Here is a 14,202-nt window from a genome sequence, read left to right as displayed (position 1 = left end):
AACCACGGGATGAGTACCGGATTCTTCGACGGCATCGAGAAGGTCAGCTATGAAGGCGAGGGCAGCGCCAATCCGCTCGCCTTCCGCCACTACAACCCCAACGAGATCGTCATGGGCAAGCGCATGGAGGATCACCTGCGCTTCGCGGTCGCCTATTGGCACAGCTTTGCGTGGGAGGGTGGCGATCCTTTTGGTGGCCAGACCTTCATCCGGCCCTGGCATCCGCAGGACGATATGGGCCGCGCCAAGCTGAAAGCGGATGTGGCGTTCGAGATGTTCGATCTGCTGGGCGTGCCCTATTTCTGCTGGCACGACGCCGATATCCGGCCCGAGCAGGGTAATTTCGCCGACAACCTCGCCACGCTGGAGGAAATCACCGACTATATCGGTGAAAAGATGACGGCCAGCCGGGCCGGTCTGCTTTGGGGCACGGCCAACATGTTCAGCCATCGCCGCTGGATGTCAGGCGCCTCGACCAACCCCGACCCGGAGGTTTTTGCCTTTGCCGCCGCGACGATCAAAAGTTGCATGGATGCCACCCACAAGCTGGGCGGGCAGAACTACGTGCTCTGGGGCGGGCGCGAAGGGTATGAGACGCTGCTCAACACTGACTTGGGCCAAGAACTGGACCATATGGGCCGCTTCCTGAACATGGTGGTCGATTACAAGCACAAGATCGGGTTCAAAGGCGCCATTCTGGTCGAGCCGAAACCGCAGGAGCCCTCCAAGCATCAATATGACTACGATGCGGCAACCTGTATCGGCTTCCTTCGTAAATACGGGCTGGAAGGCGAGGTGAAGCTGAACCTCGAACAGGGTCACGCGATCCTGGCCGGTCACAGTTTCGAACATGAGATCGCGGTGGCAGCTGCAGAAGGCATGCTGGGTTCGATCGACATGAACCGCAACGACTATCAGTCCGGCTGGGACACGGATCAGTTTCCCAACAACACGCCCGAGGTCGCACTGGCTTATTACCATATCCTGAAGGCAGGCGGTTTCGACACCGGCGGCACAAATTTCGACGCCAAGCTGCGCCGTCAGTCGCTGGACCCACAGGACTTGATCGCGGCCCATGTGGGCGGCATGGATATCTGCGCGCGCGGTCTGAAAGCCGCCGCTCAGATGATCGAAGATGGCGGGTTGGAACAGGCGTTGGCCGAGCGCTATGCGGGATGGTCGCAGCCGGAGGCGCAGGCCATGCTGGACAGCGATCTGGGCAGTATTACCGACCGCGTTCTGGCCGATGCGATAAATCCCGAACCCCGCTCTGGCCGACAGGAGATACTGGAAAACTACGTCAACCGCTTCGTCTGAGGCCTTAGGTCTCGGTCCAGTGGTGACAGGCCACCGCGCGGCCGGGTGAGATGGTTTCCAGCATTTGGCGGGCCTCGCGGCAATCCGCACGCGCCAACGGACAGCGCGGATTGAAATGGCAGCCGGGCGGCGGATCGAGCGGCGAGGGGATCTCGCCCTCGATCGGCGCGAAGTCGCGTTTGCGCTGATCCAGACGCGGAGCCTCAGCCAGAAGCGCCTTGGTGTAGGGGTGTTTGGGCGCGGCGAACAGCGCTTCGGTCGGGGCGCTTTCGACGATGCGGCCCAGATACATGATCGCGACCCGGTCGGCGATATGCTCGACCACGCTCAGATCGTGGCTGATGAACAGATAGGTCAGGCCCAGTTCTTCGCGCAGGTCCATGAACAGGTTGATGACCTGCGCCTGGATCGAGACATCAAGCGCCGCGATCGCCTCGTCACAGACCAGAAATTTGGGCTTTACCGCAAGGGCGCGCGCGATGCCGATCCGTTGTCTTTGCCCGCCCGAAAACTGATGCGGATAACGGCGCTTGAGCGACGGGTCCAGCCCGACCTTGCTCATGACCTCATCCACGTAATTCGACGCGTCCGAAGCCGAGACCAGCCCGTGCACCCGAGGCGCCTCACCGATGATATCCTCGACCCGCATCCTGGGGTTCAGGCTGGCGAACGGGTCTTGAAAGATCATCTGGATCGCCAGCGTGGCGGCACGTTTCTCGGCCCCCGTCAGCGCAGCGATATCCTTGCCATCGTAAAGCACCTGACCATCGCTCGCCCCATGTATCCCGGCCACCACACGGCCCAGCGTGGACTTGCCGCAGCCCGATTCCCCCACCAGCCCCAGCACCTCGCCCGGCGCGATGGAGAGGTCGACCGCATCGACCGCATGTACGGTCTCTTCCCTGATTTTCGAGCCGAGGCGCTGGGCGATCTTGCCCGCCACGTCCAGCCGTTTGGTGAACCGTTTCGACACGCCCCGGATTTCAAGCAGCGGCGCGGTCACGATGCGACCCCCACGGTCTGCGGGTGATGACAGCGCAGGTGACGCCCGTCGATATCGGTGATCGGCGGCGCGGTGTCACAGCCCGGCGTTGCGGCCCGGCAGCGTGGGGCAAAGGCGCAGCCCGTTGGCATCGCCAGCATGTTCGGCGTCATCCCTTCGATCTGATAGAGTCGCTGGCCGCGTTTGTTCGCAGATGGCACGGAGCCCAGCAGGCCCACCGTATAAGGGTGCAGCGGTCTGTCGATCACGTCATCGGTCGCGCCCTGTTCAACGATCCGCCCGGCATACATGACCGAGATATGATCGGCGAGGCCCGCGACGACGGCCAGATCATGGGTGATCCAGATCATCGCCGTACCGGTCTGCCGGGTCAGTTTCTGCGCCTCGTGAATGATCTGGGCCTGAATGGTGACATCCAGCGCGGTGGTCGGCTCATCGGCGATGATCAGGTCGGGGCGGTTGAGGAAGGCCGTGGCAATCGCCACCCGCTGGCGCATCCCGCCCGAGAGCTGATGCGGATAGGCGCGCAGCCGTTCCTCGGGTGAGGGGATGCCGACAAGGCCAAGCGCATCGCGGCTGCGCTCCCACGCGGTCTGGCGGGGGATGTCCTCATGCGCTAGGATCGCCTCGATCATCTGGGTGTCGATGCGCAGCACCGGGTTCAGCGTCATCATCGGGTCCTGAAAGATCATCGCGATCCGGTTGCCGCGCAGTTTCTGCAACTCGGGCTCCGGCGCATTGGCGATCTCGGCCCCGTTGAACCGGATCGATCCGTCAACAATCCGCCCCGGCGGATCAATCAGGCCCAAGATCGAGAACCCCGTGATCGACTTGCCCGACCCAGATTCACCCACCAGCCCCATCACCTCGCCCTTGCGCACGGTGAAATCGACGCCATCGACGGCTTTAACCACTCCGGCATGGGTAAAGAAATGCGTGCGCAGCGCGTTGACCTGCAGCACGTCGCTCATTTCTTCAGCCTCGGGTTCAGCACATCGCGCAACTGGTCGCCAACAAGATTGATCGACACCACCGTGAACAGCAGCGCCAGACCGGGAAAGACCGATATCCAGTAGCGCCCCGACAGCATGTATTCGAATCCGTTGGCGATCAGCACGCCCAGCGACGGCTCGGTTTGCGGCAGGCCAACACCAAGAAAAGACAGTGTCGCCTCCAGTGAGATGGCATGGGCAGTCTGTACGGTTCCCACAACGATCAGCGGTGCCAGACAATTGGGTAGGATATGGCGGAATACGACGCGCAAGCGCGACAGGCCAAGACATTGCGCGGCCTCGACATATTCCTTGTTGCGCTCGACCAGAGCGGTACCGCGCACGGTGCGGGCGTAATAGGCCCATTGCGCCACCACCAGCGCCAGGATGATCTTGTCGATCCCTTTGCCCAGAATGGCCACCAGCATCAGCGCCACCAGCGCCGCCGGAAAGGACAGTTGCAGATCGACCACCCGCATGATGATGTTTTCGGTGCGCCCGCCCGCATAAGCCGCCAACAGCCCGATCGCCATGCCGATCGCCAGTGCGATGATGCCGGAGGCGACACCGACCGACAGCGAGATGCGCAGCCCGTAAAGGATCGCGGAATAAAGATCGCGCCCCGACCCGTCCGAGCCCAGCCACATGGTATACCCGGCAAATGCTTCGGACCCGGGCGGCAGGCGCCCATCCAGCACATCGACCTGCGCCAGATCATAGGGGTTTTGCGGCGTGATCCAGGGGGCCAGCACGGCCAGCAAGATGATCAGCCCCAGCACACAAAGCGCCACGGTTGCGATGCGGCTTTCAAAAAACTCCGAGACGAAGCGGCGAAAGGGGGTTTCGACCTTTGCGGCCGGGGCAGCGGTCTCGGGGGCGATCACGTCACTCATGCGCCCTGATCCCGCAGACGCACCCTCGGGTCGAGGATGGAATAGAGGATGTCCACGATCAGGTTGATGAGGACAAAGAACAGAACGATGATCATCAGATAGGCCACCACAACAGGCCGGTCGAGTTGCAGGATGGCGTCGATCAGCAGCTTGCCCATCCCCGGCCAGGCAAAGATCGACTCGGTCACCACCGAGAACCCGATCAGGCTGCCAAACTCCAGCCCCATCACCGTGACCACAGGGATCATGATGTTCTTGAGCACATGCACAAAGACGATGCGGCGGGTCGACAGCCCTTTGGCGCGGGCGTATTTGACGTAGTCCTGCCCCATCGCCTCGCGCACGCCAGCGCGGGTTAGCCGGATCGCCAGCGAGATTTTCAACAGCGCCAGGTTCATCGCGGGCAGCAATACATGCGACAGCCCGTCCCGCGTCGCGAGGCTGGTCTCGATGCCAAGGATGTGCCCAGTATCACCGCGTCCTGTTGAGGGGAGCCAGCCCAGCTCGACCGCAAACAGCATGATCAGCATCAAGCCAACCCAGAAAGTGGGCAGAGAAAAACCCAGGATCGACCCGGCCATGATGCCCTTGGACAGCGGGCTGTCGGGATAGAGCCCGGCATAGAGCCCCAGCGGCACGCCCACCGCGACGGCAAGAAACAGCGCGCTGAAGGCAAGTTCCAGCGTGGCGGGCATATGATGCAGGATCAGTTTCAGCGCGGGTTCCCCAAAGATGAAGGAATTGCCCAGGTTGCCCTGCGCAGCGCCACTGACAAACAGCAGATATTGCTCCCAGATCGGCCGGTCCAGGCCAAGGCGACGGATGGTCGCCTCGATATCGGCCTGATCGGCGTCAGGGCTGACCAGCATATGCACCGGGTCACCAATGACATTGACGCCGAAGAACACGATCACCGACATCAGGAACACCACAAGAATGGCCTGCATCAGCCGCCTTATGATGAAAACTGTCATGGGGGTTCGCCTTGCCGGTCAAGGGGCCGGGCCACGTATCGCAGCCCGGCCCAAGTGTTTACTGTTTCACGACGCCGGTCGCGAAGGTATATTCATCGGTGCGCGGGATGTACTCCAGCCCCTTCTTTGCCGCCCAAGTGTTGACCTGGAAATGGGTCGGGATAATCGCCGCATTTTCGATCGCCATCTCGGTGGCCTTGGCCAGCAGTTCCTGCCGCTTGGCGTCATCCACGGTGCGCAGCGCTTCCTCGATCACCGCATCAATCTCAGCGTTGGAATGGCGGCCACGGTTGGACGAGCCAAAGCCCTTGTCCTTGTCATAGGTGTGGATCAGCGATTTGAGCGGGGACGAGGCCTCGCCCGAACCCGCGCCCCAGCCCACGAGGATGAAGCTGAACTCCGGCAGGCCTTCGGGGCTGCCTTTCGAGGCGCGCCCGAAATAGACCGAACGGGGCATCGTCTCGACCGAGGTCTTGATCCCGACCCGCGTCAGCATCTGGCCAATCGCCTCGGCGATCTTGGCGTCGTTGATATAGCGGTCATTGGGGCCATGAATGGTCAGTTGGAAGCCGTCGGGATAGCCAGCCTCGGCCAGCAGTGCCTTGGCGCCTTCGGGGTCATATTCCATCGGCTCAAGATTCTCGGAAACGCCGAAGAAGCCGTCCGGCAGCAATTGCCCGGCGGGCAGGGCGACCCCTTCCATCACCCGGTCCACAATGGCATCGCGATTAATCGCCTTGGAGATGGCGGTGCGCACCTTCGGATCCATTAGCGGGTTCTTGATCTGACCCCCGTCAGTGCCTTTCACGAAGGGCGAATTCTCGCGGAACTGGTCCAGATGCAGATAGATCACCCGGTTCGACACACCCTGGCTGAGCTGGATATCCTCATTGGCCTCAAGCGTGGCGATATCGGTGGTCGGAACACCCGCAATCATGTCCACATCGCCCGCCAGTAGGGCCGCAACCCGGCTGGGGCCGGATTTGATCGGGCGGAATTCCACTTCGGTCCAGGCTGGCGTATCGCCCCAATAGTTATCATTGCGCATCATGGTGATGCTCTCGCCGGGCTTGTAGTCACCGAATTTGAACGGACCGGTTCCCACCGCTGCGGTGCCGGCGTTGAAGTCCTCCGTGGTGGCGCTGCACCCGGCGGTGTCGGAAATGATCGGGATGGTCGAGATATCGTTCGCCATCAGCGGGTAGGGCTCTGCCGTCTTGATATGGACGGTATAGTCGTCGATCTTTTCAGCGGTCTTGCCCTTGAGATAGGCCCCGAAGCTGGAGGGCGAGTTCGGCACGTCTGGCGCACGGGTGATGGTGCAGATCACGTCATCGGCGTTGAACGGGCTGCCGTCGTGGAAGGTGACACCCTCGCGCAGTTTGAATTCCCATGTCAGATCGTCGATAGGTTCCCACGACACCGCGAGGCCGGGTGTGAGCGCCTGTTTCTCATCCTGTGCGACCAGACGGTCGAAGATATGGAACGCAATGGCGTTGTTGGGGCCGAGATTGTGGAAATGCGGGTCCATCGCGGTTGGCTCAGAGGCCAGTCCGATGGTCAGTTTCTCCGCAGATACAGATGTCGCGGCAAGCGCAAACAGGCTTGTCGCCACGGCAATGGCCGTTGTGACTTTTGTCATAAATCAGTCTCCCTGTGCGGGCGGTATGTTTTGCGCCCAGAACTGGCGCGATCTCCGCTTCACTGAAGGGATGCTACTCAAGTGGCGTTTCATTGCAATGGTTAAGCCTGAATGCGCCTCCCCGGCGACAGGTGACAGTTATGGTCTGCAAACGCGATAGGCAACGCAATTGGCGCTGGGAGTTTGCTGTCGGAGTTTTTTGGGGGGGTGTTCCTCGGCGCCGCGTTCAGGGTGGGGGCTGTTACACGCTGCGCCGAGGGAAGCTTTATGCAGCTACAGGGATTGTATCGCCTGCGTTTGCGGCGGGACTACGGAATGAATGGGACTTTATTGTGACACGCTGGCGTTGTGCTCCGGCAGGTCGAAACGCAGGCTCAGATGGTTGCAGCCAGCCCGTCTTTCATAGGCGATCTGATCCGCAAGCGTCCGGATCAGGTGCCAGCCGAACCCGCCCTCGGGCAGATCATTGGGTTCGGGGGGCGGCAGGGTGCGAGCTGACAGATTACGCAGTGGCAGCGGAGTGCCGAAGTCGGACAGCTCGATCTCAACGACCTGGGGTGCTGTGGAAACGCTGACCCGGATGCGACCGGGCGCACGCGGGCTATAGGCATGTTCGACGATGTTGTTGAGCGCTTCGCTGAGCGCGATGCGTATATCCTCCATTCGCGCCGGGGCGATGCCCGGTTTCGCGATATAGTTGCAGATATCCTTCACCGCTTGGCGCGCGGCCAGCGGTGTGGCGATCACGCTCAGGCGCAATCGGTCAGAGGCGTGGTCCAGATCCACCCGACTGTCTCACCGTGTTTGCGCCGACAGCGCCGCGTCGAGAGTGGGGAACAGGTTGAAGATCGTATCCATCCGGGTCAGACGAAAGACCTTCTCGACAATCGGGGTCAACCCCGCCAGATCCAGGCTGCGCCCTTCGCCAAGCTGCTTCATCGACGCCACAATCGCGCCCAGCCCGCTGGAATCGATGAACTCCACTTCTGACAGGTCGAGAATGACGCGCCCGGTGGCGTCGGCGGTCTGGGTGCGCATATCCTCTTTGAACTGGATCGCCATAGCGGCATCGATCCGGTCGACACCGACTGTGATGATGTGCGCATCACCGGCCACGGTGCTGCTCAGGCTCATATTCGAATTTCCCCCATTTTGAGTGCGATAGGTAGAAATACGCTAGACGGCAAATCTTACCATTCGGTATTCAAATGACGACAAATTGGGAGGATGTTCATGAAAGAGGTGGTGATCGCAGGCGCGGCCCGGACGCCGATGGGTGGGTTTCAGGGGGCTTTGGAACCGATGAGTGCGCCCGCGCTTGGCGGTGTCGCCATCCGCGCCGCACTTGAGGGTGCCGGTCTGAGCTCGGTCGATGAGCTGTTAATGGGCTGTGTTCTGCCTGCAGGTCAGGGGCAGGCCCCGGCGCGGCAGGCAGGCTTTGCCGCCGGTCTGGGCGAAGATGTGCCCGCCACCACGCTCAACAAGATGTGCGGCTCGGGCATGAAGGCGGCGATGATGGCTTATGATCAGATTGCGCTGGGCCATGCGGATACGATGGTTGCAGGCGGGATGGAGAGCATGACCAACGCGCCCTATCTGCTGCCCAAGATGCGCGGCGGCGCGCGGATCGGCCATGGTCAGGTGATTGACCACATGTTCCTCGACGGGCTCGAAGATGCCTATGACAAAGGCCGGTTGATGGGCACATTTGCCGAGGATTGCGCCGAGAAATACCAGTTCACCCGCGACGCGCAGGACGAATACGCGCTGCAATCGCTGTCCAACGCGCTGTCGGCGCAGGAAAGCGGGGCATTTGATGGGGAAATCGCAGCGGTGACGGTCAGAACCCGCAAGGGGGAGGCCCTCATTGCGGATGACGAGCAGCCCAAAACCGCACGTCCCGACAAGATCCCGACCCTCAAACCGGCCTTCCGCCCCGAGGGGACGGTGACGGCGGCAAATGCCTCTTCGATCTCGGACGGGGCGGCCGCGATGGTGCTGACCTCTGCCGAGGCCGCTGCCGCGCAGGGTCTCAAACCGCGCGCGCGTATCTTGGGCCATGCAAGCCACGCGCAGGCTCCGGGCTGGTTCACAACCGCGCCGGTGCCGGCGGCGCAGAAACTTCTCACCCGTCTGGGCTGGAGTACGGATGACGTTGATCTGTGGGAGGTGAACGAGGCCTTTGCTGTAGTCCCCATGTCCTTCATGCATGAAATGAGACTGCCGCGCGACAAGGTGAACGTGAACGGCGGGGCCTGCGCGCTGGGTCATCCCATCGGCGCCTCGGGCGCGCGTATTATGGTGACGCTTCTCAACGCGCTGGAGAAACGCGACCTCAAACGCGGAGTCGCAGCGATCTGTATCGGCGGCGGCGAGGGAACCGCGATCGCGATAGAGCGTCTTTAGACCTGCACCGCCCGTTACGCCGCGTAAGCGCTTGTCGCTGGCCCTGTGATTGGCGCAGCCTGCCGCCAAGGCAGGGAGACCATGCGACATGCGAAAGCTGAAGATCTTGTTCGGGTTCATTAACCTGTTGATGCCCGAACCACTGGTGGCGCTGATCTATACCGGGCGGCGCATGACGGTTGCGGGCCGCGTGATCGACGCCAAGGCGCAGGTTGTGAGCGATCTGGTGGCGCTGATGCGTGACCCCGATGAATTGCCACCTATTGAGGAAAGTCGCCGTCAGCTTGCGGCAATGGCCGAAAAGCTTGGCAAACCCTGCCCCGAAGGCGTTGCGACATCCGACATTCCGTTGCCGGGGGCTGTGGGCGACCGGCCTGCGCGAGTCTATGTTCCCGAGGGCACTGATATGCGAGGGGCGCAGCCCACGCTGCTCTACCTGCATGGCGGTGGCTGGATACAGGGCAGCATCGAGACCCATAACGGGCTGTGCGGGACTTTGGCCACGCAAGCCGGGGTGCGCGTGATCTCTTATGACTACCGTTTGGCACCCGAAGATCGCTTTCCCGCGGCCCCTGACGATATCCTGGCCGCCTACAACGCATTGATCTCGGCGGAGACGGATCTCTGCGTCGCGCCTGAGCAGCTTGTGGTTGGCGGTGATAGCGCCGGTGGCAACCTGACCGCTTGCCTGATGCACGATCTCGTTAGGGCTGGTATCCAACCTCCCCGAGCGCAGCTGCTGATCTATCCCGGCCTGGACGCGCGGCTGGAAACGCCATCGATGCGCGACCTGCGCGACCAGCCCCTGTTACCCGCCACGCGGATCGATTGGTATCTCAACCTCTACTTGCCCGAGGAACAGGACCGGCTGGACCCGCGCGTCTCGCCGATGTTCTCGGAGACGTTTGCCAGCCAGCCCGAGGCGCTGATCATTGCCGGTGGGCATGATCCGCTTTGGGATGACGCGCAGATCTATGCGGCCAAACTGACCGAAAGCGGGGTCAAGGCCGAGTTGTTGAACTATCCCGGCCAGATCCACGCTTTTATGTCCTTGACCAAGGTGATCCCACAGGGCAACGACGCAGTCGACAAAACCGCCGATTGGCTGCGGCGTGTTCTGAAAGGGTGAGCACAGCCCAGCAAGGGAAACCAGATAATGCGCGTTGACTATGCAACATTGGCCCAGACCATCACCTCGCTGACGGAGGGTGAAAATGATACCGTCGCGCTGATGGCCACGATCGCCTGCGAGGTGCATCATTCCGATGACCGGTTCGACTGGACCGGCTTCTACCGCGTGACCGAGCCCGAGTTGCTCAAGATCGGCCCCTATCAGGGTGGGCATGGGTGCCTGGTCATTCCCTTTGCGCGCGGCGTCTGCGGTGCGGCAGCGCGTACTGGCGAGGTGCAGCTTGTCGCCGACGTGGACGCGTTTGAAGGCCACATCGCCTGCGCCTGTTCCACACAGTCGGAACTTGTCTTGCCGGTGCGCGACAAGAAAGGCGAGATCATCGCGGTGTTTGATATCGACAGTGATCAGCCCGACGCCTTCACCGAAACGGATGCAGAGGCGCTGTCGCAAATCCTGTCCGGGGTCTTTGCCCGTTAGCGCCTTGGGTCTTTGTGCAATCAGGCACGGGGTGCTGGCAGCAGCCCCGCCTTTTGCAGCTTAGGCACATACCTGCGGCTAAGTGGTATCTCGGTGCCGTCGGTCAGGGTGACGATTGCCCGATCCTTGCTGCGCCGCACGTCCTTGATGCCGGATCGGGCCACCCAATGCGAGCGATGGATCTGATAGCCCTCAATCGGGGCGGCCTCTTTCATCGCGTCCGAAAAGCGCATCAAGATAAGCTCTTCGCCCTTGTCGGTGCGCACGCTGGTGTAGTGATCTTCGGCTGACAGGGACAGCAAACTGCCGCGTTTGGCGAAGGGCAGGCGGTCAAGGATCGCTGGCGTCTGGATGGGCTGCGATCCAAGCTGATGGAGGTGTTGCAGCGTGACCGTGATGACCATGGTCGCCCCGATCACACTCAACGCGAAGGATGCCATGTTGTTGGGCGGACCCGATCCAAAGGCCAGCAGGTTCAGCCCCAACACGGCGGCCAGTATGAAAACCCCGGCCACCGCGCCTTGCACCAGCCAGCCCACAAGGCCGCTCAATCGGGTGTTCGACAGCCAGGTGCCGAATGTCTGCGCCACAAGGAAGCCAATCGCATAGGTCACCCAGACCATCACCAGCATGTAGATCAGATGAGGCGCGAGGGTCATCAGGTCTCTCAGACCAAACGCGTCGATGATCATCAGAACAAGCGCGACGGCGCACAGGATCGTTGCCGTGGTGGGGTGCCTCACATGCTGCTGCAACTCGCGCAGCGCGAATGCCACGCGGGCGGGACAGGCGCAATTGTCTCGTATCTGGCGCATCTGAACTTGTTACCTCGGGGCGGGTGCCGATCAGAGTAGACGCGTTTCCAACAGCGCGAAAGGCCCAGAGGTGACGCTCGACCCGATCCTGAATGCTCCGCCAGCGATCCAGATTCACGTCTTTGCGGCGATACCGGCGACAGTGCTGGGCCCGTTCGTGATCTACCGCAAGAGGCGCGATCTGCTGCATAAATCACTCGGCTATGTCTGGGTTGTCGCAATGGCCGTGATGGCGCTGTCGTCTTTCTTCATTTCCGGTTGGAGGATCATTGGCCCGTTCGGACCCATCCACCTGCTCTCGATCTTTGTTCTCCACGGCCTGATTTCCGGCCTCATTGATGCGCGGGCTACCCGCATTACCGAGCACAAGGCCACCATGCAGGGCGTCTATTGGTGGGGGATCGGCTTTGCGGGGCTCCTGACGCTCATGCCGGGCCGTCGTTTGAACGAGACACTTTTTGCGAGCCATCCTGAGAATGGCTACTGGGTGATGGCGGCGGGGCTGTTATTGCTGATCGCACGCTGGTGGTTCGCGCAGGAGGGCAGACTCTTTTCGGTTTAGCCGCAGATCAGATGAGCCCGTTGGATGCGGCGAGCCCGACCAGCCCCGCTTGCACCATGATTATCCCCCACAGCCAGCGCGAAAACGGCTGTTTGCGGGTTTTGTGACGGAAAATCCAGCGGCTCAGCAAGGCTGCGGGGCTGCCGCCCAGGGCCGCACACCAATGCAATCTACGCTCGGGCACGCGCAGCCGTTTGCGCCGGGCGCAGAGTTTGTCCCAGCCGAACAGCGCGATCGTCAGGCCGTTTATGGCCCACAGGAAAAACACCACATTCCACATGCCCCGGGTGATACCGTCAGCGAAAATCCAAGCGCAATGAAAAAATGCTTGGAAATTTCACGGAATCGGGGCTAAATGAAAAACAGCGCAAAAATTTCACGAAGTTGACGGAGGGACATGTGAACGATCAGGCCCCGCAGCGAGCGACATTGGGGGTCGATATCCGCGCCTTGCGCAAGGCGCGTGGCCTCACACTGTCCGATATCGCCGGTAAGCTGGATCGTTCAGTCGGCTGGCTCAGCCAGGTTGAGCGCGACATGTCCGCGCCGACCATCTCGGACCTGCGCCAGATCGCGGAATGCCTGGGCGTGCCAATGTCGATGCTCTTTGCCCATTCCGCAGCCCCAGCCGAGGAGCAGGGCTATGTCGTTCGTGCCGGTTCGCGCCGCCCGATGGGCTCAGGCGAAGAGGGGCTGATCGAAGAGCTACTCTCACCCGATCTGAGTGATGAATTCGAAATGGTGCATTCGACCTTTCAGCCACGCTCTCAGATGCAGACCCCGGCAGATCGCCCGACCCAAGAAGTCGGCTATATGGTGTCCGGGCAGCTTGATCTGACCATTGGAGGGCGTCGGTTCACCGTCGGCCCCGGGGACAGCTTTCGCATCAAGCAGGAAGTCTATCACTGGGCCAACCCTTATGACGTTCCCGCCGTGGCCGTCTGGGTCATCGCCCCGCCGGTGTATTGATGAGCATCGAGGCCTGGACCATATTCGCGCTGTTCTGGGTGGTGTTTGTCACCACACCGGGGCCGAACGCGGTAAACTGCATTTCGAACGGGATGAGCCTGCCTTTTGCCAAGGCCATGATCGGTGTGCTGGCGATCCTGACGCAGGCCAGCGCCTTCCTGATCCTGTCGGCGCTGGGCGTTACCGCGCTGATCGCCGCCTCGCCCACAGGCTTTTTCATTGCCAAGCTGATCGGCGCTGGCTTCCTGATCTATCTGGGCATTCGCGGCTGGATGAACGCCTCAAGGCCGGCGCCCGCCACAGAACGGCCCGCCCGCCACGTCTATCTGCACGCGCTGGCCATTGCCACGATCAACCCCAAAAGCGTTGCGGGGTATCTCGCCGCGTTTTCCCAATTTGTGCAGCCGGATGTGCCGATCTGGCAGCAGATGGGGGTGATCATGCCGACCGCGCTGATCATCACCGCGCTTAGCTATACCGGCTTTACCCTGTTGGGCGCGCTCATGGGGCGGGCAGCATTGGGGGCGGTCTTCAACATCTGGGTGCGGCGCGTCATGGCGGGCTGCTTTGTCTTCTACGGGCTGTTGCTGGGTGCCAGCAGTACCCCTGCGGCGCGAGGATAGAGCGATGCACACGGGATCCTGTCTCTGCGGTCAGGTTGCGTTCACCATCGACGGCGCGCTCGCGCCGCCCTCGGCCTGCCATTGCACCCAGTGCCGCAAGCAGTCGGGCCATCACTGGTCTTCGACCGAGACTCACCAGGACAATCTGAGCTTTAACGCGAGCGAGACGCTTGGCTGGTTTCGTGCTTCTGACACCGCAAAACGCGGGTTTTGCAGGAATTGCGGGTCTTTCCTTTTCTGGCAGCACGCGGACGAGGACACGATCTCGATCTCCATGGGGGCGTTCGATGCGCCCACCGGACTGACCCTGAACCGCCATATCTTCGTGGCGGACAAGGGCGATTATTATGAACTCAAAGACGGTCTGCCCCAACGGGCACAATGAACGGGAACTAGA

17 protein-coding genes are annotated in these 14,202 nt (G+C 61.5%); 8 read left to right on the top strand and 9 right to left on the bottom strand.

Going from position 1 to position 14,202, the window contains the following annotated elements; genetic code table 11:
- Nucleotides 1-9: 9 nt before the first annotated feature.
- Nucleotides 10-1,317 (top strand): xylose isomerase, encoded by a 1,308-nt coding sequence (gene xylA, locus Q5Y75_RS10775; protein ID WP_306197118.1) that lies wholly within the window; start codon nucleotides 10-12, stop codon nucleotides 1,315-1,317.
- Nucleotides 1,318-1,321: 4 nt separating this feature from the next.
- Here the strand turns inward: xylA and Q5Y75_RS10770 are convergent, their stop codons facing one another.
- The 7 genes from Q5Y75_RS10770 to Q5Y75_RS10740 form a co-directional block, all read right to left on the bottom strand.
- The gene (locus Q5Y75_RS10770) at nucleotides 1,322-2,320 is read right to left on the bottom strand and encodes an ABC transporter ATP-binding protein (RefSeq protein WP_306197116.1); all 999 of its coding nucleotides are present in this window, start codon (nucleotides 2,318-2,320) and stop codon (nucleotides 1,322-1,324) included.
- Entirely contained in the window at nucleotides 2,317-3,291 is a 975-nt protein-coding gene (locus Q5Y75_RS10765) for an ABC transporter ATP-binding protein (RefSeq protein ID WP_306197113.1), read from the bottom strand. The genes Q5Y75_RS10770 and Q5Y75_RS10765 overlap by 4 nt, the downstream gene beginning before the upstream one ends.
- A complete protein-coding gene (locus Q5Y75_RS10760; RefSeq protein ID WP_306197111.1) occupies nucleotides 3,288-4,205 on the bottom strand; it encodes an ABC transporter permease in 918 nt (305 codons plus the stop codon). The genes Q5Y75_RS10765 and Q5Y75_RS10760 overlap by 4 nt, the downstream gene beginning before the upstream one ends.
- Nucleotides 4,202-5,179 (bottom strand): ABC transporter permease, encoded by a 978-nt coding sequence (locus tag Q5Y75_RS10755; RefSeq protein WP_306197109.1) that lies wholly within the window; start codon nucleotides 5,177-5,179, stop codon nucleotides 4,202-4,204. Before Q5Y75_RS10755 ends, Q5Y75_RS10760 begins: the two co-directional genes overlap by 4 nt.
- 58 nt (nucleotides 5,180-5,237) lie before the next feature.
- On the bottom strand, nucleotides 5,238-6,821 hold the full coding sequence (locus tag Q5Y75_RS10750) for an ABC transporter substrate-binding protein (RefSeq protein ID WP_306197107.1): 1,584 nt from the start codon (nucleotides 6,819-6,821) through the stop codon (nucleotides 5,238-5,240).
- A gap of 327 nt (nucleotides 6,822-7,148) precedes the next feature.
- Complete coding sequence (locus Q5Y75_RS10745; RefSeq protein WP_306197105.1) at nucleotides 7,149-7,607, bottom strand: ATP-binding protein; 459 nt, start codon at nucleotides 7,605-7,607, stop codon at nucleotides 7,149-7,151.
- A gap of 9 nt (nucleotides 7,608-7,616) precedes the next feature.
- Nucleotides 7,617-7,955, bottom strand: coding sequence for an STAS domain-containing protein (locus Q5Y75_RS10740; protein ID WP_306197104.1), 339 nt, complete (start codon nucleotides 7,953-7,955; stop codon nucleotides 7,617-7,619).
- Between the two features lie 99 nt (nucleotides 7,956-8,054).
- Between Q5Y75_RS10740 and Q5Y75_RS10735 the strand changes: the two genes are divergently transcribed.
- The 3 genes from Q5Y75_RS10735 to msrC all read left to right on the top strand — a co-directional run bounded on the left by Q5Y75_RS10735 (nucleotide 8,055) and on the right by msrC (nucleotide 10,836).
- Nucleotides 8,055-9,227 carry an acetyl-CoA C-acyltransferase gene (locus Q5Y75_RS10735; protein ID WP_306197103.1) on the top strand — a complete coding sequence of 391 codons (1,173 nt, stop codon included), beginning with the start codon at nucleotides 8,055-8,057 and terminating at the stop codon, nucleotides 9,225-9,227.
- 88 nt (nucleotides 9,228-9,315) lie between these two features.
- Nucleotides 9,316-10,356: an alpha/beta hydrolase gene (locus Q5Y75_RS10730; protein ID WP_306197101.1), complete on the top strand. Its 1,041-nt coding sequence runs from the start codon at nucleotides 9,316-9,318 to the stop codon at nucleotides 10,354-10,356.
- 27 nt (nucleotides 10,357-10,383) lie between these two features.
- On the top strand, nucleotides 10,384-10,836 hold the full coding sequence (gene msrC, locus Q5Y75_RS10725) for a free L-methionine (R)-S-oxide reductase MsrC (RefSeq protein WP_306197100.1): 453 nt from the start codon (nucleotides 10,384-10,386) through the stop codon (nucleotides 10,834-10,836).
- Nucleotides 10,837-10,856: 20 nt separating this feature from the next.
- Here the strand turns inward: msrC and Q5Y75_RS10720 are convergent, their stop codons facing one another.
- Entirely contained in the window at nucleotides 10,857-11,651 is a 795-nt protein-coding gene (locus tag Q5Y75_RS10720) for a LytTR family DNA-binding domain-containing protein (protein ID WP_306197098.1), read from the bottom strand.
- Nucleotides 11,652-11,721: 70 nt separating this feature from the next.
- Here Q5Y75_RS10720 and Q5Y75_RS10715 point away from each other — a divergent pair, with 70 nt between their 5' ends.
- Nucleotides 11,722-12,213: a DUF2306 domain-containing protein gene (locus Q5Y75_RS10715; protein WP_306197095.1), complete on the top strand. Its 492-nt coding sequence runs from the start codon at nucleotides 11,722-11,724 to the stop codon at nucleotides 12,211-12,213.
- 7 nt (nucleotides 12,214-12,220) lie between these two features.
- On the opposite strand, the gene Q5Y75_RS10710 is transcribed toward Q5Y75_RS10715, so the two are convergent.
- Entirely contained in the window at nucleotides 12,221-12,481 is a 261-nt protein-coding gene (locus Q5Y75_RS10710) for a DUF1294 domain-containing protein (RefSeq protein ID WP_306197093.1), read from the bottom strand.
- 131 nt (nucleotides 12,482-12,612) lie between these two features.
- Here Q5Y75_RS10710 and Q5Y75_RS10705 point away from each other — a divergent pair, with 131 nt between their 5' ends.
- The 3 genes from Q5Y75_RS10705 to Q5Y75_RS10695 are packed head-to-tail and all read left to right on the top strand — an operon-like array spanning nucleotide 12,613 to nucleotide 14,190.
- Nucleotides 12,613-13,182, top strand: a complete 570-nt coding sequence (locus Q5Y75_RS10705) for a helix-turn-helix domain-containing protein (protein WP_306197091.1) — start codon at nucleotides 12,613-12,615, stop codon at nucleotides 13,180-13,182.
- Nucleotides 13,182-13,805, top strand: coding sequence for a LysE family translocator (locus Q5Y75_RS10700; protein WP_306197089.1), 624 nt, complete (start codon nucleotides 13,182-13,184; stop codon nucleotides 13,803-13,805). Before Q5Y75_RS10705 ends, Q5Y75_RS10700 begins: the two co-directional genes overlap by 1 nt.
- Before the next feature lie 4 nt (nucleotides 13,806-13,809).
- Nucleotides 13,810-14,190, top strand: coding sequence for a GFA family protein (locus Q5Y75_RS10695; protein WP_306197087.1), 381 nt, complete (start codon nucleotides 13,810-13,812; stop codon nucleotides 14,188-14,190).
- The last annotated feature ends 12 nt before the right edge of the window (nucleotides 14,191-14,202 follow it).

The sequence above is a fragment of the Ruegeria discodermiae genome, from assembly GCF_030758345.1.
In the GTDB taxonomy this organism is placed as follows: Bacteria; Pseudomonadota; Alphaproteobacteria; order Rhodobacterales; family Rhodobacteraceae; genus Ruegeria_C.
Note: the sequence above shows the minus strand (reverse complement) of the source record. Positions and strands in the feature narration are given on the sequence as shown.

What these genes read in the sequence shown, in the direction of transcription:
- xylA (WP_306197118.1), top strand. Translation starts at nt 10, where the DNA reads ATGAGTACCGGATTCTTCGACGGCATCGAGAAGGTCAGCTATGAAGGC.
- Q5Y75_RS10765 (WP_306197113.1), bottom strand. Translation starts at nt 3,291, where the DNA reads ATGAGCGACGTGCTGCAGGTCAACGCGCTGCGCACGCATTTCTTTACC.
- Q5Y75_RS10760 (WP_306197111.1), bottom strand. Translation starts at nt 4,205, where the DNA reads ATGAGTGACGTGATCGCCCCCGAGACCGCTGCCCCGGCCGCAAAGGTC.
- Q5Y75_RS10755 (WP_306197109.1), bottom strand. Translation starts at nt 5,179, where the DNA reads ATGACAGTTTTCATCATAAGGCGGCTGATGCAGGCCATTCTTGTGGTG.
- Q5Y75_RS10750 (WP_306197107.1), bottom strand. Translation starts at nt 6,821, where the DNA reads ATGACAAAAGTCACAACGGCCATTGCCGTGGCGACAAGCCTGTTTGCG.
- Q5Y75_RS10740 (WP_306197104.1), bottom strand. Translation starts at nt 7,955, where the DNA reads ATGAGCCTGAGCAGCACCGTGGCCGGTGATGCGCACATCATCACAGTC.
- Q5Y75_RS10735 (WP_306197103.1), top strand. Translation starts at nt 8,055, where the DNA reads ATGAAAGAGGTGGTGATCGCAGGCGCGGCCCGGACGCCGATGGGTGGG.
- Q5Y75_RS10730 (WP_306197101.1), top strand. Translation starts at nt 9,316, where the DNA reads ATGCGAAAGCTGAAGATCTTGTTCGGGTTCATTAACCTGTTGATGCCC.
- msrC (WP_306197100.1), top strand. Translation starts at nt 10,384, where the DNA reads ATGCGCGTTGACTATGCAACATTGGCCCAGACCATCACCTCGCTGACG.
- Q5Y75_RS10720 (WP_306197098.1), bottom strand. Translation starts at nt 11,651, where the DNA reads ATGCGCCAGATACGAGACAATTGCGCCTGTCCCGCCCGCGTGGCATTC.
- Q5Y75_RS10700 (WP_306197089.1), top strand. Translation starts at nt 13,182, where the DNA reads ATGAGCATCGAGGCCTGGACCATATTCGCGCTGTTCTGGGTGGTGTTT.
- Q5Y75_RS10695 (WP_306197087.1), top strand. Translation starts at nt 13,810, where the DNA reads ATGCACACGGGATCCTGTCTCTGCGGTCAGGTTGCGTTCACCATCGAC.